The 22,280-nt window shown below is 46.9% G+C and carries 25 protein-coding genes; 18 read left to right on the top strand and 7 right to left on the bottom strand.

All coding sequences use genetic code 11. The features are described from left to right. Positions 1-4: 4 nt before the first annotated feature. Together ACXAJH_RS04105 and ACXAJH_RS04100 are read right to left on the bottom strand one after the other, a co-directional pair. Positions 5-274 carry a DUF3243 family protein gene (locus ACXAJH_RS04105; RefSeq protein WP_474970405.1) on the bottom strand — a complete coding sequence of 90 codons (270 nt, stop codon included), beginning with the start codon at positions 272-274 and terminating at the stop codon, positions 5-7. A gap of 69 nt (positions 275-343) precedes the next feature. Beyond that, positions 344-529, bottom strand: a complete 186-nt coding sequence (locus tag ACXAJH_RS04100) for a YjzC family protein (protein WP_474968803.1) — start codon at positions 527-529, stop codon at positions 344-346. A gap of 168 nt (positions 530-697) precedes the next feature. Here ACXAJH_RS04100 and ACXAJH_RS04095 point away from each other — a divergent pair, with 168 nt between their 5' ends. Continuing rightward, complete coding sequence (locus ACXAJH_RS04095) at positions 698-994, top strand: hypothetical protein (protein ID WP_474971334.1); 297 nt, start codon at positions 698-700, stop codon at positions 992-994. Positions 995-1,043: 49 nt separating this feature from the next. Next, positions 1,044-2,012, top strand: coding sequence for a UV DNA damage repair endonuclease UvsE (gene uvsE / locus ACXAJH_RS04090; RefSeq protein WP_474993137.1), 969 nt, complete (start codon positions 1,044-1,046; stop codon positions 2,010-2,012). Between the two features lie 50 nt (positions 2,013-2,062). Here the strand turns inward: uvsE and ACXAJH_RS04085 are convergent, their stop codons facing one another. Both ACXAJH_RS04085 and ACXAJH_RS04080 read right to left on the bottom strand, forming a co-directional pair. Further along, entirely contained in the window at positions 2,063-3,250 is a 1,188-nt protein-coding gene (locus ACXAJH_RS04085) for an acyl-CoA dehydrogenase family protein (protein ID WP_474968800.1), read from the bottom strand. Between the two features lie 11 nt (positions 3,251-3,261). Continuing rightward, a complete protein-coding gene (locus ACXAJH_RS04080) occupies positions 3,262-4,449 on the bottom strand; it encodes a CaiB/BaiF CoA transferase family protein (protein WP_474968799.1) in 1,188 nt (395 codons plus the stop codon). 239 nt (positions 4,450-4,688) lie between these two features. On the opposite strand from ACXAJH_RS04080, the gene ACXAJH_RS04075 reads away from it, so the two are divergent. From ACXAJH_RS04075 to ACXAJH_RS04040, 8 genes are all read left to right on the top strand, one after another. Next, positions 4,689-5,858, top strand: a complete 1,170-nt coding sequence (locus ACXAJH_RS04075; RefSeq protein WP_474968798.1) for an aminotransferase class I/II-fold pyridoxal phosphate-dependent enzyme — start codon at positions 4,689-4,691, stop codon at positions 5,856-5,858. 19 nt (positions 5,859-5,877) lie between these two features. Further along, the gene (locus ACXAJH_RS04070; protein WP_474993466.1) at positions 5,878-7,503 is read left to right on the top strand and encodes a thiamine pyrophosphate-dependent enzyme; all 1,626 of its coding nucleotides are present in this window, start codon (positions 5,878-5,880) and stop codon (positions 7,501-7,503) included. Between the two features lie 17 nt (positions 7,504-7,520). Continuing rightward, positions 7,521-9,026, top strand: coding sequence for an aldehyde dehydrogenase family protein (locus ACXAJH_RS04065; protein ID WP_474993135.1), 1,506 nt, complete (start codon positions 7,521-7,523; stop codon positions 9,024-9,026). A 20-nt stretch (positions 9,027-9,046) separates the two neighbouring features. Beyond that, positions 9,047-10,201, top strand: a complete 1,155-nt coding sequence (locus tag ACXAJH_RS04060; RefSeq protein WP_474968796.1) for a saccharopine dehydrogenase family protein — start codon at positions 9,047-9,049, stop codon at positions 10,199-10,201. A 666-nt stretch (positions 10,202-10,867) separates the two neighbouring features. Continuing rightward, complete coding sequence (locus ACXAJH_RS04055) at positions 10,868-11,161, top strand: hypothetical protein (protein ID WP_474993134.1); 294 nt, start codon at positions 10,868-10,870, stop codon at positions 11,159-11,161. A gap of 85 nt (positions 11,162-11,246) precedes the next feature. After that, entirely contained in the window at positions 11,247-12,137 is an 891-nt protein-coding gene (locus tag ACXAJH_RS04050; RefSeq protein WP_474993133.1) for a TIGR01777 family oxidoreductase, read from the top strand. A 102-nt stretch (positions 12,138-12,239) separates the two neighbouring features. Further along, entirely contained in the window at positions 12,240-13,085 is an 846-nt protein-coding gene (ablB, locus tag ACXAJH_RS04045) for a putative beta-lysine N-acetyltransferase (RefSeq protein ID WP_474968793.1), read from the top strand. Positions 13,086-13,254: 169 nt separating this feature from the next. Then, positions 13,255-14,064 (top strand): DUF4037 domain-containing protein, encoded by an 810-nt coding sequence (locus ACXAJH_RS04040; RefSeq protein ID WP_474993464.1) that lies wholly within the window; start codon positions 13,255-13,257, stop codon positions 14,062-14,064. On the opposite strand, the gene ACXAJH_RS04035 is transcribed toward ACXAJH_RS04040, so the two are convergent. Beyond that, on the bottom strand, positions 14,061-14,435 hold the full coding sequence (locus tag ACXAJH_RS04035) for a fluoride efflux transporter FluC (RefSeq protein WP_474968792.1): 375 nt from the start codon (positions 14,433-14,435) through the stop codon (positions 14,061-14,063). The two genes, ACXAJH_RS04040 and ACXAJH_RS04035, sit on opposite strands and share 4 nt — an antisense overlap. Then, positions 14,432-14,803 (bottom strand): fluoride efflux transporter FluC, encoded by a 372-nt coding sequence (locus ACXAJH_RS04030; RefSeq protein WP_474992147.1) that lies wholly within the window; start codon positions 14,801-14,803, stop codon positions 14,432-14,434. Before ACXAJH_RS04030 ends, ACXAJH_RS04035 begins: the two co-directional genes overlap by 4 nt. A 129-nt stretch (positions 14,804-14,932) precedes the next feature. On the opposite strand from ACXAJH_RS04030, the gene ACXAJH_RS04025 reads away from it, so the two are divergent. From ACXAJH_RS04025 to ACXAJH_RS04000, 6 genes are all read left to right on the top strand, one after another. Continuing rightward, entirely contained in the window at positions 14,933-16,072 is a 1,140-nt protein-coding gene (locus ACXAJH_RS04025; protein ID WP_474968790.1) for an FtsW/RodA/SpoVE family cell cycle protein, read from the top strand. A gap of 276 nt (positions 16,073-16,348) precedes the next feature. After that, positions 16,349-17,545 (top strand): dicarboxylate/amino acid:cation symporter, encoded by a 1,197-nt coding sequence (locus tag ACXAJH_RS04020; RefSeq protein ID WP_474968789.1) that lies wholly within the window; start codon positions 16,349-16,351, stop codon positions 17,543-17,545. A gap of 497 nt (positions 17,546-18,042) precedes the next feature. Then, positions 18,043-18,303 carry a YesK family protein gene (locus tag ACXAJH_RS04015; protein WP_474968788.1) on the top strand — a complete coding sequence of 87 codons (261 nt, stop codon included), beginning with the start codon at positions 18,043-18,045 and terminating at the stop codon, positions 18,301-18,303. 192 nt (positions 18,304-18,495) lie between these two features. Further along, positions 18,496-18,693 carry a hypothetical protein gene (locus tag ACXAJH_RS04010; RefSeq protein WP_474968787.1) on the top strand — a complete coding sequence of 66 codons (198 nt, stop codon included), beginning with the start codon at positions 18,496-18,498 and terminating at the stop codon, positions 18,691-18,693. Positions 18,694-18,740: 47 nt separating this feature from the next. Beyond that, the gene (locus tag ACXAJH_RS04005) at positions 18,741-19,016 is read left to right on the top strand and encodes a hypothetical protein (RefSeq protein ID WP_474971337.1); all 276 of its coding nucleotides are present in this window, start codon (positions 18,741-18,743) and stop codon (positions 19,014-19,016) included. Then, positions 18,997-20,250 carry an aminopeptidase gene (locus tag ACXAJH_RS04000; protein WP_474968785.1) on the top strand — a complete coding sequence of 418 codons (1,254 nt, stop codon included), beginning with the start codon at positions 18,997-18,999 and terminating at the stop codon, positions 20,248-20,250. The genes ACXAJH_RS04005 and ACXAJH_RS04000 overlap by 20 nt, the downstream gene beginning before the upstream one ends. Positions 20,251-20,307: 57 nt before the next feature. Here ACXAJH_RS04000 and ACXAJH_RS03995 read toward each other — a convergent pair whose 3' ends face one another. Further along, positions 20,308-20,703 (bottom strand): sporulation protein, encoded by a 396-nt coding sequence (locus ACXAJH_RS03995; protein ID WP_474968784.1) that lies wholly within the window; start codon positions 20,701-20,703, stop codon positions 20,308-20,310. A gap of 480 nt (positions 20,704-21,183) precedes the next feature. On the opposite strand from ACXAJH_RS03995, the gene ACXAJH_RS03990 reads away from it, so the two are divergent. Further along, entirely contained in the window at positions 21,184-21,729 is a 546-nt protein-coding gene (locus ACXAJH_RS03990) for a GNAT family N-acetyltransferase (protein ID WP_474968783.1), read from the top strand. A gap of 18 nt (positions 21,730-21,747) precedes the next feature. Continuing rightward, positions 21,748-22,176, top strand: coding sequence for a hypothetical protein (locus tag ACXAJH_RS03985; RefSeq protein WP_474993130.1), 429 nt, complete (start codon positions 21,748-21,750; stop codon positions 22,174-22,176). Positions 22,177-22,280: the final 104 nt, after the last annotated feature.

Here is a 22,280-nt window from a genome sequence, read left to right as displayed (position 1 = left end):
GTTTTTAATTGGTTTGGTCGGCCATTTTTACAAGAGCGTGTGCAATGTGCTCCCGCTCATTTTTGTCTGCCGCATTCCACAGTTCATTGAGAACCTTCTCTTCTCTGTTTCTTGGTTCTTCATATTCAGCTAAATAATCCGCTACGCGTTTGGCGCCCTTTGTAAGACCTTCTTCACCAAGGCCCAGTTTTTCGCCTTTATGGACTTTATCACCGAGGTAGTCCTTAAACGTTTGGAAGTTGCTCATGATTTCATCTTTTTTCTCTTCATTCATCTGTGCTGCCTGCTCTTTTGGGTCTTTCACTTTAAATTCCTCCTCTTGTAGATTCTCCGTTGTGTATCGTTACGCTTTTTCCCAATAGGCTGCCTGGTTTTGGGAACTGATAGGTGGGAAAGAGTCGCCGCTGTTCAGTTCAACATGCTTTTCGTCTTCTGTTACACTGTCTTCCTTACCGCCATCAACAAGTCCTGCGAATTTGTAAGTGCCATTCTCCGGCGCTTTTTCACCCGTTTTAAAACGATCCGCCATTACTGAAAACTCCCTTTCCTTTTTTTGTAATTCTTCGTGTGTACATTACGTGTATATCCGGATTGAGGGATAGTGAAACATTTGGAAAACATCCAGTGGAAAAATGAGGAAAATGGCAGGGGATGCCACCATTCATCTAGAAGGAGTTATAATAAGGAGGCGTTTCCATTGAGTATTTCCATGATAATGACCTTGTTTGGATTGTTCCTCGTAGGAAGTGCTCTTGTATGTACAGGTCTTGGATGCTATTTCACGAAGAGAACGGATGTAACAACAGGATATTTAGCTGTGCTTCTTCCCAGTGTCGTCCTCGTTACGCTGACGGTGAAGTGGTTCCTTTTAACAGCCGTGCCCGTGAGTGTAAGTATGTTCACCTGGGTAATGCCGATTGCCCTTGCCCTTGTTTTTTATCCTCTTTTTCTCAGTATGAGCTGGGTGCTGTTAAAACGAATGGACCATGCATAAGCGGGAATTTCATGACAGATGATATAGAAAAAGAATCTTGGTGATGGTTATGACATTATTCCGACTCGGCTATGTGGCTATGAGTGTTCATCTGCACAATGCTTCTCCTTCTCAGACCGTAACTTATAAACGATTTGCCCAGATGAAAGATCAGGAGGCTGCAAAAAGGAAACTGGAGCGAACCGCTTCTGCCAATCTACAGAACTGCCTCAGACTTTTGAAACATAACAAAGCACACGATATCCAGTTTTTTCGCTTGAGTTCCCGTCTTGTTCCCCTCGCCACGCATGAGGCTTTACGAGGGTGGGATTACCTTGGGCCGATTAAGCAGGACTTGAAGATGCTTGGATACTTCGCCCGGGAGAATGGGATGCGGCTGGATTTCCATCCTGATCATTTTGTGGTGCTGAACGCCCGTAATCAAGAGATTTTCCAATCGTCTATCACTGTGTTGAAGTATCATTATCTCCTTCTGCATCATATGGGGATCGATCCGACCCATCGATGCGTCTTTCACCTCGGAGGGCGGTACCAGGACAAAGAATCGTCTCTGGAGCGTTTTATAGAGAACTGGGCTCTCGTTCCAAAGGGGATCCAGAAAATGGTGATGATCGAAAATGATGATACTTCCTACACGCTGGACGATTGTCTCTATGTATGTGAAAAACTTCAAATCCCCCTCGTTTTTGATCTTCATCATCATATGGCGAACCATGAGCATAAAGAATGGGAAGAGAATTGGGACCGTGTCCTAGGGACTTGGACCCATTCCCCGCTTCCTGTGAAAATGCATATCTCCAGCCCGAAAAGTCCGGATTCTTTCAACAGTCATGCTGATTATGTTGATCCGGATATGTTTCTGGCGTTCATTGAGAAAACCGCCGGTACAGCAGACCAGATCGACTGTATGATTGAGGCGAAACAAAAAGATGAAGCTCTTTTTCAACTGGCTGGGAAGCTTCGTAATCATCCTCGCATCGAAATGAAAAGTGAGAGCAGCTTTGAGTGGAAGGAGTGAGGAATAACAGCCTGCAGGGGGCACCTGCAGGCTGTTGTTTTTTGATTGATTTAAGATTTCCACGCCGGCATCGTCCGGTCTAATGGTTTATCTTTCCGATATCCGAGAACATACTCGGCCTGCATGATGGTATGGATCTCTCGTGTGCCTTCATATATGACGGGAGCTTTGGAATTCCGCAGATACCGTTCAACAGGGTATTCATCAGAATATCCGTAAGCACCGTGAATCTGTACAGCATCATCAGCGGCTTTGTTGGCAAAATCGCACGCCTGCCATTTGGCCAGAGATGTTTCTCTTGTGTTTCTTTTTCCTTCGTTTTTTAACTCACCTGCTTTATAGACGAGCAGGCGGCTCATCTGCAGGCCGGCTTCCATTCGGGCGATCATCTGTTGGACGAGCTGATGCCTGCCGATTTCCCTTCCGAACGTTTTCCGCTCATGGCAGTAATCCACACTTGCTTCCAGGCAGGCCATAATCTGTCCGCAGGCTCCGGCTGCGACGGTAAAGCGTCCATTATCAAGGGCGGACATCGCTATTTTAAACCCATCGCCTTCCTGCCCGACCAGGTTATCTTCCGGCACGCGCACACCATCAAAAAACAATTCTCCCGTATTCCCCGCACGTATACCGAGCTTTCCTTTTTGAGCTTTTGATGAAAAACCAGGGAATGTCCGTTCGACGATAAAGGCGGATATACCGTGGTGCTTTTTACTTTTATCTGTGTAGGCAAAGACGAGAAAATGATCGGCAGCATCACAGAGGGAGATCCAGGTTTTCTGCCCGTTCAACACGTATTCGGTCCCATCTTTGACAGCTGTCGTCTGAATGGCGGCAACATCAGATCCTGCACCGGGCTCTGTGAGTCCAAACGCACCCACTTTTTGTCCTTTGGCCTGAGGGATGAGATAACGCTTTTTCTGTTCCTCGGAGGCCCACTGCAGAAGTGTCATACAGTTCAGGCCTGTATGCACGGATACCGCGGTGCGGAAAGCGGTATCGCCACGCTCCAGTTCCTCACAGACAATTGCCAGGGCGTTATAATCCATCCCGCTTCCTCCATAATCTTCAGGTATGCACACCCCCATCAGTCCGAGGTCTGCCAGCTGTCGAAGGACACCGTGGTCAAAATGACCGGAAGCATCCCATTGTCTGATGTTCGGCATAATTTCCTGATCGACGAAGCTGCGGACCGTTTTACGAAGCATGTCCTGTTCCTGTGTAAACGAAAAATCCATACCATCACTCCTTATATGATCTCACCGTTTTTCAGTCGTTGTATTTCGTTTGGGGCATATCCGAGTTCCGATAGAAGGCCTGCACTGTCGGCACCTGGTTCAGGTGGAGCCGTGCGGTAGGTTACGGGAGTTTTTGAAAGTTTCAACGGACTTCCGATGATGGATGTCGTTCCCGCTTGTGGGTGATGCATGCGGATAAACATTTCCCTGACCTTCAATTGCGGATCGTTCCAGACGTCCTCCAACGTTTGAATGGGGCCGAAAGGGATATTCCTAGTCAGACAGGCTTGTTCCCAGAAGGAAGTATTTTCCTTTAAAAACAACTTCTGCAGGATGGCTGAAAGTTCCTTCCTGTTTTTTACTCTTCCTGTATTGGAGTTGAACTTCTCATCCGATCCCAGCCCGGGTTTACCGAGCATTTCTGCCAATTGCATGAACTGCCGGTCATTTCCTACAGCAATAACAATTTCTCCATCCTTCGTATAGAACGATTGGTAAGGGACGATATTGGCATGACGGCTGCCGAGTCTCTCAGGTAGATGACCGGTCATTAAATAATTGCTGCCGATATTCACAAGGGCGCTTACAGCTGAATCGAAAAGGGAAAGGTCGATTTTCTGCCCTGTTCCGGAAACCTCGCGTTCCAATAAAGCGGACTGGATGCCGATACACGCGTAAAGACCGGTCAGAATATCGGTAATCGCTACTCCCAGTTTCTGCGGGCCGGATGTTTCATCTCCGGTAATGCTCATTAAGCCGCTCATGGCCTGAATGATAAAATCGTATCCCGGTCTGTCCCGGTACGGTCCGGTTTCACCGAATCCGGTAATAGAACAGAAGACGATCCCTGGATGGATCTCTTTTAAACGGTCATATCCGATTCCGAGCTTTTCCATCGTCCCTGTCTTGAAGTTATGAATGACCACATCGCAGGTTTGGACGAGTTTTTCGATGATCTGTATGCCTTCCGGCTTTTTGAGGTTCACCGTTAAGCTTTTTTTGTTCCGATTGGTACACAAAAAATAGGAGCTGACTCCATTTTTGAAGGGAGGACCCCAGCAGCGTGTTTCATCACTGCCGCCCGGGGCCTCTATTTTTATGACTTCTGCGCCAAGGTCACCGAGGATCATGGAACAGTAGGGGCCTGCCAGCACACGGGTCAAATCAAGGATCCGACGTCCTTTCAAGGCTGTCTCCATATACGACCACTTCCTTCCATAGAAAAAGCCAGAAGAACCCATACGTGGTATGAATCCGACTGGCTTGGGAAACGCGGGGATTACGGTTCAACGTTGTCCTTTACGGGTTGTATCTCATCCTATGCAGAAGCTGGGCAGCCTATGAATGGGTAAAATCTATCATCATACCTGCCTTATCCGGCTAATAGGATAAGACAGTACGGTGAATGTGAATATAGGACAGGCTGGAGGTAGGGTAAATGATTCCACTTTCCAAACAGGTGCAGAGTCTGCCTGCATATCTGTTTTCTCTTTTTCATAAAAAGAAGATGGCTCTTACGGCGCAGGGGATTGATGTGATTGATCTGGGGATCGGAGCTCCGGATCTTTCTACACCGCCGTTTATTATAGACAAGCTTATTCAGGAAGTCAGAAAGCCGGAAAACCATAAGTATCCCCCTTATCATGGATGTATGGAATTCAAGCAGGCCGTGACGGATTTTTATCACCGCCGTTTTCATGTATCCCTTGATGTGGACAGGGAGGTTTTGGCCCTGATCGGTTCAAAGGAAGGGATTGCCCATTTGATCCAGTCGATGCTCAATCCTGGCGACGGCGTCCTGGCGCCGGACCCCGGCTATCCGGTGTATCAATCAGCAGTGCATTTGGCCTATGGGGTGACGATTCCTTATCCTCTCAACCCAGAGGAAAATTTTGCACCTGCATTTGATCAAATTTCGGAGCGGGACTGTACCCGGGCAAAATTGATGATCCTGAACTATCCCAACAATCCGACCGGTGGAACGGTTGGCATGGAAACGTATGAACAAGCTGTCCGATTCGCGAAAAAAAATCAACTGATCCTTCTGCAGGATGCCGCTTATGATCTTGTGACCTTCGGGGACTATCAATCTCCAAGTCTTCTTCAGGCTGAGGGAGGAAAGGATGTTGGCATTGAATTCGGCTCTCTGTCTAAAAGCTTCAATATGGCAGGGTGGAGATTGGGATATGCCGCCGGAAACGAAGAACTTATTCAAGGCCTCGGTCTTGTCAAAAGCAACAGGGACACAGGGCAGTTTCCTGCCATTCAAAAAGCAGGAGCAGCTGCTTTAAACAGCAGTTTTGATTCTGTCGTAGCCAATAACAGGACGTACGAAATGCGCTTCAATATTATTCTTCCAGAGCTGGAGGAAATGAATGTCCGCGCCGTAAAACCCAGAGGGACGTTTTTTGTCTGGGCGCACGTCCCGGAAGGATTTACATCCCAGAGCTTTGCTGAAAAAATGCTCGATGAAGCCGGAATCATTCTGACACCCGGGACAGCCTTTGGGCAGCAGGGAGAAGGGTACATCCGCATCAGTCTGACCCACCCCGTCGAGCGTCTGCATGAGGCTGTGCTGAGGATGAAAAAGGCGATGAAGGGAGGGTGATGGTGTGAAGCAAGCGGTTATGTCCAGTGCCAGGGCCATTGTGGAGTGTATAAAAATGGAAGGTGTCCGACACATCTTTTGTGTCCCGGGTGAGAGTTTTCTACCGGTGCTGGATGCCATATCAAGGGAACGTTCCATGCAGTTGATTTCCGCCAGGCATGAAGGTGGTGCATCGTTTATGGCGGAAGCCTATGGGAAAGCGGGATCCTGCCCAGGTGTCGTCATGGCCACTAGAGGAGTTGGAGCGGCCAACCTTGCCATTGGTGTCCATACGGCTGCGCAGGACTCCACGCCTCTTGTCGTTCTTCTTGGACAGGTGCATTCCAGCTTCAAGGGGCGTGAAGGGTTTCAGGAAGTGGATTTGGAAGCCTTTTTCAAACCTATCGCGAAGTGGGTGGCTGAAATCAGAGAGCCGCCCCGGACAGCAGAAATCATTCAGCGTGCCTTCCGGATTGCACAGACAGGGCGGCCCGGGCCGGTGGTGGTTTCGCTGCCTGAGGATGTTTTGAAAAAAGAAGCCCTTATGACATTCGGTCCGGCGGTTACCATACCTGCACCTGCACCTTCTGAAGAGGAAGTAGAAGCCGTAAAGACTGCCTTGAAGTCCGCTGTCCGTCCGGTTGTGATTGCCGGGGGCGGGATTAAGCGTGCAGGCGCAGAACAAGAGCTGGTCTCTTTCGCGGAACGTTTCAGCCTTCCTGTCGTTACGGCCTTCCGCAGACATGACAGCTTTCCAAACGACCACCGTTTATATGCCGGTCACCTCGGGTTAGGGACCGATGCGGACATTCTGGAAACGGTCCGTCAAGCGGATACGATTGTTGCGATCGGCACCCGTTTATCAGAAATTACAACACAGGACTATAAGCTTCTCACTCCCGACCATAAGGTCATTCATATAGATATCGATGAACAGACGATTGGACGTGTGCATCCGCCGTTCCTTGGGGTGGCCGCTGACGCACGACAAACATTGAAAAAGCTGGAATCCATGGATGTTCCCGCCGGATGGGTTTCTTGGGCGGAACAAAGGCGGTTGAAATATGAACGCACGCTGACCAATGCTGGAAGGCAGATGTTGAATGGCCGGGTTATTGATTGTTTGCAGAACAGACTTAAAGAAAACAGTGTGATTACCAACGATGCTGGTAATTTTGCGGGATGGCTTCATTCGTTTTTTGTATTTCGTCATCCCCATTCCTATGTGGGGCCGACTTCCGGGGCTATGGGCTACGGACTTCCCGCAGCCCTTGGAGTGAAGCTGGCATCTCCTGAAAAAATCGTCGTTTCTCTCTCCGGAGATGGAGGGTTTATGATGACCATGCAGGAAGTGGAGACCGCCGTCAGATACAACATTCCTGTAATCAGTCTTGTCTTTAACAATCGTATGTACGGAACCATCCGCATGCATCAGGAAATGCATTACCCGCATCAGGTCGCCGGAACAGACCTTGGGGAGGTCCGGTTCAGTAAAATAGCCCGTCATATGGGAGCGGAAGGTTTCTATGTACAAACAGCGGAGGAATTCGACGGAGCCTTGGAAAAAGCTCTACAGTCGAACGTCCCTGTAGTCATTGAAATTGAATGTGATCCAGAGCAGATTTCCCTGAACCGGACCATTTCAAGTCTCCGGTCAAATCAGTAACCAAGAGGAGTGAGCACGTGGAAATCACCCAGGTGAAAAAATTAAAGAACTTTATCAATGGTGAATGGAAGGCACCTTCTACAGAAAAAATGACCAAGGTGTATAATCCGGCTGATTCAGAAATACTAGCCGACGTTCCGTTGTCCAACGGAGAGGACGTCAAGGCGGCGACCAGGGCGGCCGTTTCTGCCCAGAAGAAATGGGCGCTTGTTCCTGCACCGCAGCGGGCGGAGGTCCTTTATAAAGCAGGCTTGATCATGAAGGAGAAAAAAGAGTATCTGGCTCGTCTGCTGACGATGGAAAACGGTAAAGTCATTGAAGAGGCGCGTGGGGAGGTGCAGGAAGGGATCGACATGGCATTCTATATGGCTGGAGAAGGACGGCGCCTGTTTGGACAGACGACTCCTTCCGAGCTGAAGGATAAGTTTGCTATGAGCGTCCGTGCCCCAGTAGGTGTCGTCGGAATTATTACCCCTTGGAACTTTCCCATTGCCATAGCAACGTGGAAGTCCTTTCCTGCCATTGTGGCTGGAAATGCCGTCGTTTGGAAACCTGCAACCGAAACCCCGTTCATGGCCTTTGAACTGGCAGGGATTCTTCAGGAAGCCGGCCTTCCTGAAGGTGTCCTGAACGTTGTGTTCGGATCCGGTTCCACCGTAGGGGAAGCGATGATCGAAGAGGATGACATCCGTGTTATATCCTTTACCGGATCGAACGAAGTTGGCAGGCACATTGCTGGAAAGTGCGGAAGCCGCCTGAAGAAAGTGTCATTGGAAATGGGCGGTAAAAATGGTGTGATCGTCATGGATGACGCTGACTTATCCCTTGCGGTCGAAGGGATTTTGTGGAGTGCGTTCGGCACAAGCGGACAGCGCTGCACCGCCTGCAGCCGTGTCATGGTGCACGAGAACGTTAAAAAAGAGCTGGAGGAGCGGCTGCTCAAGGAAACGGCAAAGCTGACAATAGGCAGCGGCCTTGATGAGTCGATAAAGGTGGGGCCGATTATCAATCGAGGCGGCCTCGAAAAAATTCAGCAGTACGTAGACATTGGGAAACGAGAAGGGGCAAAGCTTCTTGCAGGAGGTTCTGTGATGGACCAAGGCCCATTGAAAAACGGCTGTTACTTCGCCCCGACCATTTTCACAGATGTTACCCCGGACATGCGGATTGCCCGTGAAGAAATTTTCGGGCCGGTGGTATCCCTTATTCCTGTTAAAAGCTTTGAAGAAGCGGTTCATATCAATAATCTAGTGGAATTCGGCCTGTCCAGTTCGATTTTCACTAAAGATGTAAACCGAGTGTTTGCCGCCCAACGGGATCTCGACACAGGAATCGTTTATGTGAACGCGGGAACGACAGGTGCTGAGATCCACCTTCCGTTTGGCGGAACAAAAGGCACGGGCAACGGTCATAGAGATTCCGGAGTAGCGGCTCTTGATGTATTCACAGAATGGAAGGCCGTTTATGTCGATTTCAGCGGCCGCCTGCAGCGGGCGCAGATTGATGTTGAGGAAGGTTCATAACGGGCAGAAGGAGTGATCCAATGAAGGTGGCTGTTTTAGGATCCGGTCTCATGGGAAAGGAAGCGGCCAGAGACCTTGTTCACAGTCCTGGTGTAACACATGTCGGTCTGGCTGATATTGATCAGAGAAGAGCCGAGGCTGTCGTTAATACGCTGCATTCTCCAAAGCTTTCGGCCTATCAGGTTGATGCAGGCAATGAACAGCAGCTGGAGAGCTTTTTGCAGGACTACGATGTCGTGATCAATGCCTTGTTTTATTCGTTTAACGAAATTGTTGCGCGTACAGCAGTGAAGGCAGGTGTCCACTCCGTCGATCTAGGAGGTCATATCGGTCACATTACCGACCGTGTGCTTGAACTGGATGAATCCGCCCGAAAGGCAGGGGTTACCATCATCCCTGACCTCGGTGTAGCCCCCGGGATGATCAATATCCTTTCAGGGTATGGCGCATCAAAACTGGACAGCTTGAGTGGGATAAAGCTGTACGTCGGGGGGATTCCTGTCCGCCCTGAGCCTCCGCTTGAGTATAATCATGTCTTTTCTATGGAAGGACTGCTGGACCACTATTCCGATCCTTCTACGATAATAAGAAAAGGGAAACTGGAAGAAGTGGAATCTCTGACAGAAATAGAGCCGATCTACTTTGACCGTTTCGGCCCTCTGGAGGCTTTTCACACTTCCGGAGGGACATCGACGCTGCTTCAATCCTACCCGGATATTGAAACGCTGGAATATAAAACGATCCGTTACCCTGGTCATGCAGCGAAGATGAAGCTGCTCGTCGACCTGAACCTCACAAGGGCAGGGAACGTAGTGGAAGTAGACGGGAGGAAAATCAATACGAGAAAAGTTCTCCTGAAAAGCATCGATCCTCTTTTAGAACTAAAAGAAAAGGATGACGCTGTACTTTTAAGAGTCCTTGTAGAAGGACAGAAGGATGGGGCAGACCAATCCTGCTGCTATGAAATGATCACGTATAAAGACAGGGAAGCCAATGTAACGGCGATGGCAAGAGCGACCGCTAATACGATATCCGTTGCTGCCCAGATGATCGGAAGCGGCCGGATCACAAAGCGTGGGGTCCATCCTCCCGAAAGAGTTGTTCCCGGTGATTTTTATATCACGGAAATGGCGAAGCGGGGAGTGGTCATTACAGAAAAGAATCATAAAGTGTAGGAAAAGAGAGGGGGACGCCCCCTCTCAGCTTATAAAGAAACCCCTGTTTCTTTATAAGCTTTTTTCTTTCTTACCGCCAGGAGCGAAAGCCCCTTCCCTTTCCGCGGACGAGCGCCCGAGCTTCCTCTCAAAAAAACCGCTCGGCGATCTCGGCCCACTCGTTCTTCCGCAGGAGTGGAAGGGGCACCGCTCCCTGGGAGTTCTTTAAAATCAAACAAGATTCTCCTCCCCCCCCCCCCGCTCACCCTTACTGGATGGAGGACAATTTTTTTCATATTCCTTCAGGCAGCCGTTATCAGTGCCTGTTCTTTCCCTTTTTGTTTTCCACGCAAGCGGCCATAGCGCAGCCCATGCCGTTCTCTTTAATATGGGATGGGATCCTGCGTAGGGCGTGCCCGCGGCATTCATTTACCGATAAGCGGAATGTGACCCTTCCCATGACAAATGGACACCTCTAACTGGTTAACACAGGCCTTTTCTACAGCCAAAGAGGGGGGGCGCCCCCTCTTTTCTTAATTTTTACATAAATTTCAAACAAGATGAACATCCCGGCGTTATACTGGTGGCGCCACATGTTATCAGCGGCCGCTCAACAGAAGGAGTGGTTGTGATGTTTAAAAGAAGACGATATTGGTAAGGAAAAGAAAAAACAGGGAGTGCGTAAACATGGTATGGAAAGAAATCGAAAACCTGCAGTTCCTCAGCCAGCTGTCCTTGAAGCAGGTCGAGGACAGACTCTTGATCACTGCTGATTTTGCACCTGAACTGAAAAAGGCACTGGGCATGAAAGAGCCCTTTCTTTACGTCACGCTTTACGTCCGTGGAGGGGCGATAAAGATCATCGATGAGGATAGTGCTGCCCTTTTTAATACAACCAAAAAAGATTTTGACGAAGATACGTATGCGCGGATCATTGATTTTGCCAAATCTCATGCCCGCCAATTTAAGAAAAGAACGTAACCTTCATGGTAAAATAAACCTATGGCTTACAAGCCGCAGGAAGGAGCATTGCGCGCTCATTATTTTTCAGGAAGGTGGTTTACATATGAAAAAAGTGGTATTGGGAGGAACTGGATTTATCGGCAGGTATTTTAAGCAGCGATTTGAAGAGATGGGGGTTGAAACCTGTACGATTTCCAGGCAGCCCGGGTATATTCACTGGGAAGACTTTGACGGGATTGTTCAGGCTCTGGAGGGAGCCGATCTGTTGGTGAACCTGGCAGGCAAATCTGTGAACTGCCGGTATCATCCACGTAATCAAAACGAAATTATGATCTCACGCGTCATGACGACGCATGTTCTAAGTAAAGCTCTTAAAGCGTGTTCCCACCCGCCGGAAGTGTGGATGAACTCGAGTACAGCTACGATTTACCGGCATGCGGAAGACCGGCCGATGACGGAGGAGTCAGGGGAAACAGGGAGTGGGTTTTCCGTCAATGTCGCATCGACCTGGGAGGATCACTTCTATGCCCACAGCCTGCCTGGAGTCCGCAGGGTCGCGCTTCGGACAGCGATCGTCCTCGGTAAAGAGGGAGGTGTGATGGGCCCTTATAAAAATTTAGTCAAGTTTGGTCTCGGTGGTGTCCAAGGGAGTGGGAAGCAGATGTTCAGCTGGATTCACGTGGAAGATTTGTTCAGGATTGTGTTATTCCTGAAAGATCGGTCTGATTTAACCGGTGCTTTTAACTGTTCAGCCCCCGGGCCGGTCAGTAACGAACATTTCATGGAAATCATGCGGGAGCAAATGGGGCGGAGTTCTGGACTTTCCGCTTCGAAGTGGATGCTTGAGCTGGGTTCTGCATTTATCCGCACAGAAACTGAATTGGTGTTGAAAAGCCGCTGGGTCATTCCGGATCGTCTGGTCAAAGCGGGATTTTCCTTTGAATATCCTGCCATTGACGATGCACTCTCGGAAATTCTACAAATGTCGTCATAATTAGTCCCTCGAGACATATTCCTTCTTTATCCAGGCCCCTGTAAAATAAAAGAGTACAAGTGAATGAAGCTGACTTGAAACTCATAAAGGGGAGAAAAAGTGATGATGTCTAAGGTGGATCTTTCTGTTCAAACGCTTTTGGAAAACGATGATGTTCATTTGGAACCTGTCAATAAGCGGATCAAGGTGTACAAGCTTCCAGACTGGATCACTGAGGAAGAACTGGATGACCTTTCTCAGACGGCTCTGGATAACGACTGCGATAAAATCATTTTCTATGTGCGGGCGGATCAAAAAGAAACATCGATTGCAGAGGAGCATTCCTTTATATATGAAGGTGAAATCCAAGGTTTTTTCCAAGGGGAGGATGCGCTGATTTATGCCAGGTATTTGAATCCTGACAGAGGGAGAGCCGGCACGGGCAATGTGATTCCTCGCCTCAAGGAATTAAACATTCAGGAGCAGACCGGGGGTAGGCCCCTGCCTGAAGGGTATGATATCCGGTGGGCAGAAGAGCAGGATGCAGAGGAAATGGCCGAGCTGTACCGGGAGGTTTTTCCGAAATACCCAACCCCTATTCATGACCCTTCCTATATTAAACAGCTGATGAAAGAAGATGTTTATTTTTCCCTTATTCATGACGGGCATCAGCTGGTGAGCTCCTGTTCCGCTGATCTATTTCCTGAATTTAATGCAGCGGAATTTACAGACTGCGCAACTCTTCCTTCTCATAGAGGAAAAGGTCTTTTATCCTGTCAGTACCCACACCTGGAAGAAAAAATGAAACATCTCGGCGTCCAGACGATGTTCTCCTATACGCGTGCAGCTTCCATGGGGATGAATATCGTGGCAAGACAGCAGGGCTTCACGTTCGGGGGATGTATGATTCAAAACAGTATGATCGGCAGTGGACTCGAAGATATGAATATATGGTATAAAGCTTTATAAACCTAAAGCTTGGTAAAATCGAATCTGAAAATAACACCCGTACGGTGAAACATGGGATCATCGTGCGGGTTTTTCTTTGCAGACCTTATTCCCTGCCGGAGTATGAAGGTCTGCTTGCAGGGCAAGGAAAATGAAAACGGAAAAAGGAGGAGGGATTTGTTTGATATACATGGCGTCCTTCTATCAGGAAAATGACAACGTGCAAGCTGTCATTTTAGCCGGTTCTGTGTCCAGGAACCTGGGTGATCATCATTCTGATATTGAACTGCATGTGTTGTGGAAAGAGCCGCCGAGTGATTCCGACCGCATGGGTCCGGTGAAAAGAGGGAACGGAATTCTTCGTACGTTTTACCCTTATGAAGAGGGGGAGTGGTCTGAAACGTATCACGATGAAAGCGGGGTGAAGTTTGAAATCAGCAGCTTTTTAACGAGGACGATTTCAGAGGTGTTCCATGATGTAAAGGAAAAGCTGGATGTGAGTTATGAAAAGCAGTGCCTTCTTGCAGCTGTTCAGGACGGGGTCGTATTACACGGCCATCATGTAGGAGAGATACTGAAGGAGGAGATGAATGTTTATCCGGAAGCCTTAGCGGAAAAGATGATCAAAATCCATCTGGATTTTGGCAGTCCTTGGCGCAGTCGTAAGGCGTTGTGTGAAAGAGAGGACTGGCTGATGTTTTATTCTGTCATGTGCGGGGTTCATCACAATCTTTTCGGTATTCTTCACGGATTAAACCAGATGTACGTCAAACACCCTTCCTTTAAATGGATGAAAGAAACCCTGGAGCAGATGGACGTTAAACCCGAACGGATGTCTGAGAGGTTGACTTATATCTTTGAGGCATCTCCTGCAAAGGCGCTGCAGGAGACAGAGCACCTCGTTAAGGAAGTCGTCCGGCTGGTGGGAATTTCTGATTATAAAGGGCCCCTTCAGGATGAGATAGAGTCGTACTGGAAAGAAGCGGGCCCCATCAGTTAAAGGTGTAACAGCAGGGAAGGGAAGGAATACCCAATGATATACAGGAACAGGCCCAAGGTATAGCTGACAATGGTATAAGCTGCAAGTGTTTTCCATTCCCTTCCCCTGTGGAGGTGGAGGGCTTCCAGTTTAAACGTGGAGAACGTGGTCAAACCTCCCATGATCCCTGTTCCGGCCAAAGTTATCCATGTTTCTGAAAGATGCAGGCCTGCTGTTGTACCGAGCATAAAGGAACCAGTCATATTGACAGCAAAAGTGGCCCAAGGAAAGGAAGAGGACGTTCGTTTGTTGATCCATTTACTTATGGTATAGCGCAGGACAGCTCCAATGAATCCACCTGCCCCTGCCAGGAGTACTAACAGTATCGTCATCCAGTCTTCCTCCCTGCGAGGTGGAATCCAAGGAAAGAGCATAAAAATCCGCCCCCGATGCTCAGACTTATATAGAGAAGGCTCTCCCATTCACTGCCATGCTGATACAGCGAAAACGCATCTGCTGTCAAAGCGGAAAACGTCGTATAAGATCCAATGAGTCCGGTGCCCAGAAAAGCTTTCCACTCAGCCGTCAGCTGATATTTGTTGATCAGTCCTGCGGTCATCCAAGCCAGCAGAAAGCTGCCGGACAGATTCACAAAAAGGGTGGAATAAGGAAATCCACTCGTATTTACGTATAAAAGACCAATCAAGTACCTCAGGGATGCCCCAATAAACCCACCGAAGCCGACATAAAGATAGATCATTCCACAAACCTCCTACCATTCTCATCGATATTATAAAGACTTTTGATTTAATTTAAAAGGAATGCTTTTTTTACATGGGGAGAACCCTTATAATTTATCTATCAGCACCAAAATGAAAGAGGGTTACCAATGATAGTCAGAATCTTAAAGAACATCGATTTTTCAATCCTTTTCGCCGTACTGGCGCTTTCCGCCTTTGGTACTGTCATGGTATACAGCGCGAGCATGGTCAGTGGTGTCATGGTGTATGACGTAACCCCCGGATATTTCTTTGAAAAACAGCTGCTTTCCTGGGGTCTGGGAATCGGCGCTTTATTTTTCGGGATCATCTTTCCGTATAAAAACTACCGCCGTTTATTTAAACTCATTTTACTGGTGACCGTCATTCTACTAGGGATGGTTTTTGTCATTGGACAAACGACCAACAACGCTCAGTCCTGGATCAGCCTCCCGCTGATCGGACGCTTTCAGCCGGCGGAACTCGCAAAAATGTCCCTGATTATCTACCTGGCAGCTATTTATACGAAAAAAAGCAGCTACATACAGGATTTCACACGAGGACTGCTTCCTCCTATGATCATTACAATGCTTGTCGTGGCTATGATCTTAAAGCAGCCGGACTTGGGCACAGCAGTAATCGCTCTGGCTGTTTCCGGATTGATCATTATGTCCAGCGGCTTGAAGAAGTCCCATTTGTTCTTTATGCTCGGTCTCGTTTTAGTGGCTGCCGTTACGATGTACCAATTCGGTTTGAGTGAAGAACAGCTCTCCCGGTTTGATGGTGCCTACCAGCCCTTTGAATATGCGGATGACGCAGGCTACCAGCTGATTAATTCCTATCTCGCTATCCATAACGGCGGGATTATCGGTACAGGCCTCGGAGCCGGGGTGCAAAAGCTTGGCTATCTGCCGGAAGCGCATACCGACTTTATTATGGCCGTTGTAGCGGAAGAACTGGGGATTATTGGAGTGGCTGTTGTAATCGGACTGATCGCTCTTATCGTCCTGCGTGGTTTTTATGTCAGTATGAACAGTCATGATACCTTCGGAAGGCTGCTGTCTATCGGTGTTTCCGGTTTGATCGGCATTCAGGCTGTTATCAACCTGGGAGGATTGACAGGTTTGATTCCTTTGACGGGAGTTCCGCTTCCGTTTGTCAGTTTTGGTGGAACCTCGTTATTGATGATGATGTTCTCTGCAGGAATTTTAATCAATATCCACGCCATTTCCAAAATCAAAAAGAATCAGGAAGAAAGAGCTGCCGCATAAAAAGGCGTCATCCCTTGAGGATGACGCTTTTGTTTTTATAGAGTGCATTATTAGAGCTGTGGTGCGGTGCTCGATGGTCAATGGATGACCTGAACAGCTGTAACCGGACGCCGAAGGTCGGTAACATGAGCCCGTAGCTTTATTCTTTACCTATCCATTGTTTTTGTTGTTTTTTATACTTCACAAACCATAGAAAAAAAGGTAGTGTATAAACCATGATTATTCTATAACACATTAACTCGTTAAATTTTTACAAATGGAGAAAGGAAGAGGGAGATGAAAAGAATACCATTATTAGTAAGGATTGTCCTGGCAATAGCGCTGGGGATCATTATAGGACAGTTTGCACCGGAAATCCTGATTGAAATCGCTGCAACATTCACAGGTTTATTCGGTAATTTCCTAAGCTTTGTCATCCCGTTAATCATTCTCGGTTTTATTGCGCCTGGGATTGCATCAATGGGCCGGGGGGCAGGAAAGATGCTGGGTCTGACGACTGGATTAGCCTATGTCTCCACAGTTCTGGCAGGTACAGCGGCTTTCTTATTCGCCAGGAACCTGTATCCTTCTTTTTTGCAGGGACAAAGTGGAGCGGCTTTTGCTAATCCCGAGGAATCCCTGGTGGAAGCACCTTTTTCAGTTGAAATGACTCCAATTATGGGCGTCATGGCCGCACTTATATTATCTTTCCTATTAGGAGTTGGAATGACGGCTGTTCAAGGCGATTCCTTATTACATGTCATGAATGAATTTCGTTCCATTATCCAAAAGGTGATAGAGAACATCATTATTCCTCTCTTACCGTTTCATATATTTGGAATCTTTGCGAATATGACGTATGCAGGACAAGTCGGTACGATTTTAAGTGTATTCGCAAAAGTGTTCCTGATGATCATAGCACTGCACCTGCTTTATCTTGTCGTAATTTATGGTATTGCGGGCAGTATGCATGGCAGAAATCCATTCAGTCTATTGAAGAAAATGACGCCTGCCTACTTTACAGCACTAGGAACGCAGTCCTCAGCAGCTACGATTCCAGTGACATTAAAACAAGTGAAGAAAATGGGAGTGCGCGAACGTGTCGCAGATTTTGCTGTACCGTTACTTGCGAATGTCCACTTAGCAGGAAGTACAATCACAATTACCAGCTGTGCCATGGCGGTTATGTATATGCTGGGACAAGCAACAACATTTGCTGATGTATTTCCATTCATTCTTATGGTAGGAATTACAATGATTGCAGCCCCGGGTGTGCCGGGAGGAGCAGTTATGGCAGCTATCGGCCTCCTCGAATCGATGTTAGGATTCGATTCCACCATGGTTTCCTTAATTATTGCTCTCTACCTGGCTCAAGACAGCTTTGGTACAGCAACGAACGTTACAGGCGATGGAGCCATTACTGCGATTGCTGATAAACTTATGAAAAAAGGAAAACAAGAGGATCTTCCTGTATCTGATCAGAACGTTGGATAAGGAAATCCTATTGTAGTAAAAGAGCCGCTGCTTAGGCAGCGGCTTTTTGTCTGTTGAGAAACAATCGCTGCCCCGCATGTCGTGATTGCGTTAACGTATCGCTTATCGGTGGGTGTCATCCGAGCCCCTGCTCTAGTAGATCTTTGGCGCGCAGTCATCACCACTGAACACCCCCGTGCCCTCACCCAATAATCATTTGAAAAAGGGAAGATCTTTTGTTTAACAAAAGATCTTCCCTTTGTATCTTTCGGAATCAAAGCTCTCAAACTGATGTTCGAATCCATGAAGGTATTTCAGAAAATAAAAGGAATAGGAATGGAAATGGTTTTACTTTCCTACACCGTATTCCGTGATGTCAATACTGCTTTGCATTTTTAACAAGCGAGGGGAAGGTCTTATTAGATAATCTATGCACTTAGGTTCCGTATGCAACCTGTTAATATCCATTTTATGGTATCATATGAACCACATAGACATAATAAAATGGAGGGAATTTTATGATGATTTACGGACCTTTACTCGTATCATTCTTTCCAGAGATCCTTGTATTGGGTCTTACTTGGTGGTTCAGCAAAAAGGGTTTTTCTCTGTTTATCAGGATGTTACCCGGAGCTTTATTGAGTATTGCAGCTCTTATCCTTTTTTATATTGGATTTGTTAACATCAGGGGATTCGAAGGGGCAGCTTATGGCATTCTTTGTTTCTTTTTTATGCTTTTTGCTATTCTGTCCTTTGCTGTTGCATTTAAGGTGAAATGAAGTACGTGAAAGGATCATGGATTGAACAAGGATTCAATGTTAAATAGGAATGCAATCAATAGTACCTTTGTTAACTCGCCCTCTGGTTGAAGGAAATATCATTTTCGCGCAAATCTTAAATATCCAAAGCCCGCCTTCTGCCATAACGGGATCTATAAAAAATATAAGCAGTCATAACGGAGGAGTGTTTTTGTGAATCAGTTATTGGCCTTCTCTATATTAGGTTTAAGTATTAGCGGTGCGGTTTTAATTCTATCTGTTCCTTTATTATTTAAATCTCCAACAGGGGACTTTGAACTCTTATTGGCTGCTGGATCAGCAGGTTCTTTTGCTGTTTTCGCCGCCTCATCTCTCATTTTACGAAACCGTTTCAACCACTCTAAGAATTGATGGTTCAGCTTTCCCTGTTGATCTCATGCAATGAAAGGAAGGTTTTTTTGGATCTTCTAAATCAAAGACTGCAAGATGTGAAAAAGCCCCCCATTCATTCAGAAATGATTAAAGGGACTCACGCAGGTGATATGGTCCGGATTGAAACTTTCAATCAAAATGGTGAAAAGGAAAAACTCTTCTATAAGGAATTTGCTAAGGATAGAAAGATTGAAATAGACATGTATAAAAAGCTGGGAGATCAAAGCAGAAGAGAGCCCGGCAGGAGAATCTATCATCATACTACTTCTGGGGAGATATCAAATGACTACTGGAATCTATGAATGTATAAGTGAAGAAGCGTTATACAAGTACGCAGAACTCGCTGTAAAAGTTGGTGTGAATCTACAAAAACAGCAGATGTTGATTATTCATAGTGATATCCAAAATGCACCGTTTGCACGTTTCATTCAAACGGCAGCCTATAAGGCGGGTGCATCAAATGTACATATCGATTGGACTGATGTACAGTCTGCCAAAGAATTTTTCTTACATGCACCAGATCGCATCATCGGGTACTATCCGGATTGGCAGGCCGCCCGTTTTCGGGAATGGGAAGAGGCAGACGCCGCTTATATCCATATTATTACTGAGAATACGGAAATGTTTAAGGAGGTTTCTGCTGAGAGGGTGGCCTGTTTTCAAAAAGCTTCTCGTGCCAAATTGAGGGATTATCACACGAAGATTAGATCCCACGAGATACGCTGGTGTCTTCTCGCTGTACCGAGTGTTGACTGGGCATTGAAGGTATTCCCAAACCTACGTAAAAAAGAAGCTTTACAATCCTTGTGGACGTCGATTTTAAAAGGAGCCCGGGCAGACGGGGATTTCCCTGTAAAGGATTGGGAAACTCACCATGCAGCCTTCGAGTCCCGGAAGAATTTCCTGAATGAGAGCCAATTTGAATCCCTGCATTTTAAGAATAACCGGGGAACGGATTTACACGTTGGTCTACCTGAAAACCATCTCTATATCGGCGGGGGAGTCTCAGATAAAGAAGATATCCCATTCTTTCCGAACATTCCTACCGAAGAAGTATTTACTGCTCCCCATAGAAATAAAGTGAATGGGCGACTGGCAGGTAGTAAACCGCTAGTTTATGGGGGACGTGTTATCGATGGGTTTTATCTGATTTTTAAAAACGGGCGGATTACGGACTATTATGCGGCAGAAGGGCAGGAAGTGCTGCAGCATCTCATTGACACAGACGGGGGATCCCAATACCTTGGTGAAATCGCTCTCGTCTCTCATACATCCCCACTTGCTCAAGAGGATACTCTTTTTTACAACACACTGTTTGATGAGAATACATCCTGTCATATCGGAATTGGACATGCTTCTCCTTCCAATATTCAGAACGGCATGAACCAATCTGAGAAAGAGTTGAAGACAGCTGGGCTGAATACGTCGCTATTGTCCGTTAATGTGACCTTTGGTACTGGAGATATGGAAGTAACAGGCATAAACGAGGATGGAAGTGAAGTCCTGCTGATGAAAGAGGGGGATTTTCAATTTTAAATCGCCCGCAGCTGAAAAGCGTCATCCATGGTGGGTGACGCTTTTTTGATCTTTCTCCTAATGAGGAAGGAGAGTGATACGAATTTCATCCGTATCGGATGTTTTACGATTATTTCCGAGAACAAGTTTTGTTTGCAGAACATAGGCGATATCGGGAGAGGTTTGTTCCATGTCTTCAGGCAGGACGAAATGGAATGGGTACTCAGTTTCTTCGTTGGAATCAAGTTCTCTATTCATTAAGATGGTTGTAATGGGCTGTATAAAAGCTGGTTTTCTTCCTGCTTCCTTTTTAAATAAGTCACATTCCAGACGTTGAATGGTTTGATGGGTGAGTCCCCCTTTAACGTGAAAAGAGCCCTGGACTGAATCGCCGGGTTTGAATTGGTTCCCTGATAAGACTAGATCCACTTGAGGAAATCCGGTTTTGATCCAGCTGAAAAGTTTGGCAAGCATAGGCTGATTTCTCCTTCATGATCAGAATAAATGACTCCATCCGGGGATGGATGTGAGTGGTGAATAGCTATTTTTTCGTTTTTTCACACGAGATAATGAAGAGCTGGTTATCGTTCTTTCAGCTGTCTACACTTGTATAATATTCCAACCTCATGGAGTCGTCAATCTTTTATTCTATTCTTCTTTGATTCCATATGGCAGGGTTATAGTTGTTGGAAAATTATGATAAAGTAGAAGTCAGGAAGATGCTTGAATGCAAGTGAATCATTTATTTTCCTATCTGTTTTCAAATAAAAGAACAGGAGTCATCCATCATAAGGCTGGCGTAAGGGAAATGCACGGTTCGCAAGGGTCAACCAGTGATCCCCGCTATTATGTACGTATAAACGATTATGACAAGGCAGGCAGCATGGTATCCTTTCGAATATAAGGGATTGAAAGTCAGATGAACAGGCTCAGGATGGCGGATGGGGGAACGATATGGAGTTTAAGGAATTGACTACAGTACGGCTGCGTCTTGTGGAAATGACTGATGGATATATTGATGACTATTTTCACATCTTGTCCAGAGACGAAGTGACAAAGTATATAGGGATGCCTTCGCTCACCCACCGGGATCAGGCTGACGGAATGATTCAAACCTTTAAAGAACAATTTAAGTCTGAAAAGGCTGTCCGATGGGGCATTTTGCTCAGCGAAGAAGAAAAGTTTATCGGTACGGTGGGGCTGAGTCATATAAGCCTCTGGGGGAGAAAAGCCGAAATAGGATATGAACTGCACCCCGGCTATTGGAAGAGGGGATTGATTACGGAAGCCGTTTCACGTGTTCTAGCTTATGCCTTTGATGACTTAGGACTATACAGGGTGGGAGCGGTTACCTTCCCGGCGAATACTCCTTCCTCCAGAGTGCTTGAGAAAACGGGGTTTCTTAGAGAGGGCCTGCTGCGGGGCTACCTGTTTCAAAATGGAGAAAATCATCATGCCTATATGTATTCCATCCTGCGTACCGAATTCAGTAAACGTTAAAGTAGGGGTGTGTAACCAATGAACATAGGGAAACTTTTATTATGGATCGCCGGTATTGGACTTATTTTTGGTGGAGGGTATGCGGCTGCTGTATATGTTGGTGACACACCTTCCTATACGTTGACTGCCGTGAAAGCAGGGGAGAATAAAGAAACGGCTGCCACACTTCATAATGGAGAGCATCAGGCTGAACTGGATACGGTGCTCACTATTCTGCTGCATCAAAAACCGGTGGAAGGGGCATCTGTGGACATGGAAAATCCTGATGTAACCTTGAAGTTGATCAGTCCGGAACGGTCCATCGGCATTCTGGACGCAAGGGTTTGGTTTGAAGAAGACAGGGCTGTGCTTGGAATTCGTAGTGGACAGACGTGGAATAGTATCCGGTTTTCGGAGTTGTCACAAAACGATGCCTCATACATCCGGTCCATCATCGAAGAAGAATAATTCGTCGTTATAGGTAAGCGCTCTATTTAAAGTGGAGAGAAGGATAGAGAGGGTGGGCGCCCTCTCTATCCTTCTCTAATAATATCCGGGAAGGTATCCAGCTG

The sequence above is a fragment of the Halobacillus sp. ABD4_316 genome, assembly GCF_056161385.1.
This window is presented reverse-complemented; position numbering and strand designations above follow the sequence as displayed.

What these genes read in the sequence shown, in the direction of transcription:
- ablB (WP_474968793.1), top strand. Translation starts at nt 12,240, where the DNA reads ATGATGTCTAAGGTGGATCTTTCTGTTCAAACGCTTTTGGAAAACGAT.
- ACXAJH_RS04075 (WP_474968798.1), top strand. Translation starts at nt 4,689, where the DNA reads ATGATTCCACTTTCCAAACAGGTGCAGAGTCTGCCTGCATATCTGTTT.
- ACXAJH_RS04015 (WP_474968788.1), top strand. Translation starts at nt 18,043, where the DNA reads ATGATGATTTACGGACCTTTACTCGTATCATTCTTTCCAGAGATCCTT.
- ACXAJH_RS04040 (WP_474993464.1), top strand. Translation starts at nt 13,255, where the DNA reads ATGGCGTCCTTCTATCAGGAAAATGACAACGTGCAAGCTGTCATTTTA.
- ACXAJH_RS04050 (WP_474993133.1), top strand. Translation starts at nt 11,247, where the DNA reads ATGAAAAAAGTGGTATTGGGAGGAACTGGATTTATCGGCAGGTATTTT.
- ACXAJH_RS04020 (WP_474968789.1), top strand. Translation starts at nt 16,349, where the DNA reads ATGAAAAGAATACCATTATTAGTAAGGATTGTCCTGGCAATAGCGCTG.
- ACXAJH_RS04035 (WP_474968792.1), bottom strand. Translation starts at nt 14,435, where the DNA reads ATGACGATACTGTTAGTACTCCTGGCAGGGGCAGGTGGATTCATTGGA.
- ACXAJH_RS04070 (WP_474993466.1), top strand. Translation starts at nt 5,878, where the DNA reads ATGTCCAGTGCCAGGGCCATTGTGGAGTGTATAAAAATGGAAGGTGTC.
- ACXAJH_RS04055 (WP_474993134.1), top strand. Translation starts at nt 10,868, where the DNA reads ATGGTATGGAAAGAAATCGAAAACCTGCAGTTCCTCAGCCAGCTGTCC.
- ACXAJH_RS04100 (WP_474968803.1), bottom strand. Translation starts at nt 529, where the DNA reads ATGGCGGATCGTTTTAAAACGGGTGAAAAAGCGCCGGAGAATGGCACT.
- uvsE (WP_474993137.1), top strand. Translation starts at nt 1,044, where the DNA reads ATGACATTATTCCGACTCGGCTATGTGGCTATGAGTGTTCATCTGCAC.
- ACXAJH_RS04060 (WP_474968796.1), top strand. Translation starts at nt 9,047, where the DNA reads ATGAAGGTGGCTGTTTTAGGATCCGGTCTCATGGGAAAGGAAGCGGCC.
- ACXAJH_RS03985 (WP_474993130.1), top strand. Translation starts at nt 21,748, where the DNA reads ATGAACATAGGGAAACTTTTATTATGGATCGCCGGTATTGGACTTATT.
- ACXAJH_RS03990 (WP_474968783.1), top strand. Translation starts at nt 21,184, where the DNA reads ATGGAGTTTAAGGAATTGACTACAGTACGGCTGCGTCTTGTGGAAATG.
- ACXAJH_RS04105 (WP_474970405.1), bottom strand. Translation starts at nt 274, where the DNA reads ATGAATGAAGAGAAAAAAGATGAAATCATGAGCAACTTCCAAACGTTT.
- ACXAJH_RS03995 (WP_474968784.1), bottom strand. Translation starts at nt 20,703, where the DNA reads ATGCTTGCCAAACTTTTCAGCTGGATCAAAACCGGATTTCCTCAAGTG.
- ACXAJH_RS04085 (WP_474968800.1), bottom strand. Translation starts at nt 3,250, where the DNA reads ATGGATTTTTCGTTTACACAGGAACAGGACATGCTTCGTAAAACGGTC.
- ACXAJH_RS04025 (WP_474968790.1), top strand. Translation starts at nt 14,933, where the DNA reads ATGATAGTCAGAATCTTAAAGAACATCGATTTTTCAATCCTTTTCGCC.
- ACXAJH_RS04030 (WP_474992147.1), bottom strand. Translation starts at nt 14,803, where the DNA reads ATGATCTATCTTTATGTCGGCTTCGGTGGGTTTATTGGGGCATCCCTG.
- ACXAJH_RS04080 (WP_474968799.1), bottom strand. Translation starts at nt 4,449, where the DNA reads ATGGAGACAGCCTTGAAAGGACGTCGGATCCTTGATTTGACCCGTGTG.
- ACXAJH_RS04000 (WP_474968785.1), top strand. Translation starts at nt 18,997, where the DNA reads ATGACTACTGGAATCTATGAATGTATAAGTGAAGAAGCGTTATACAAG.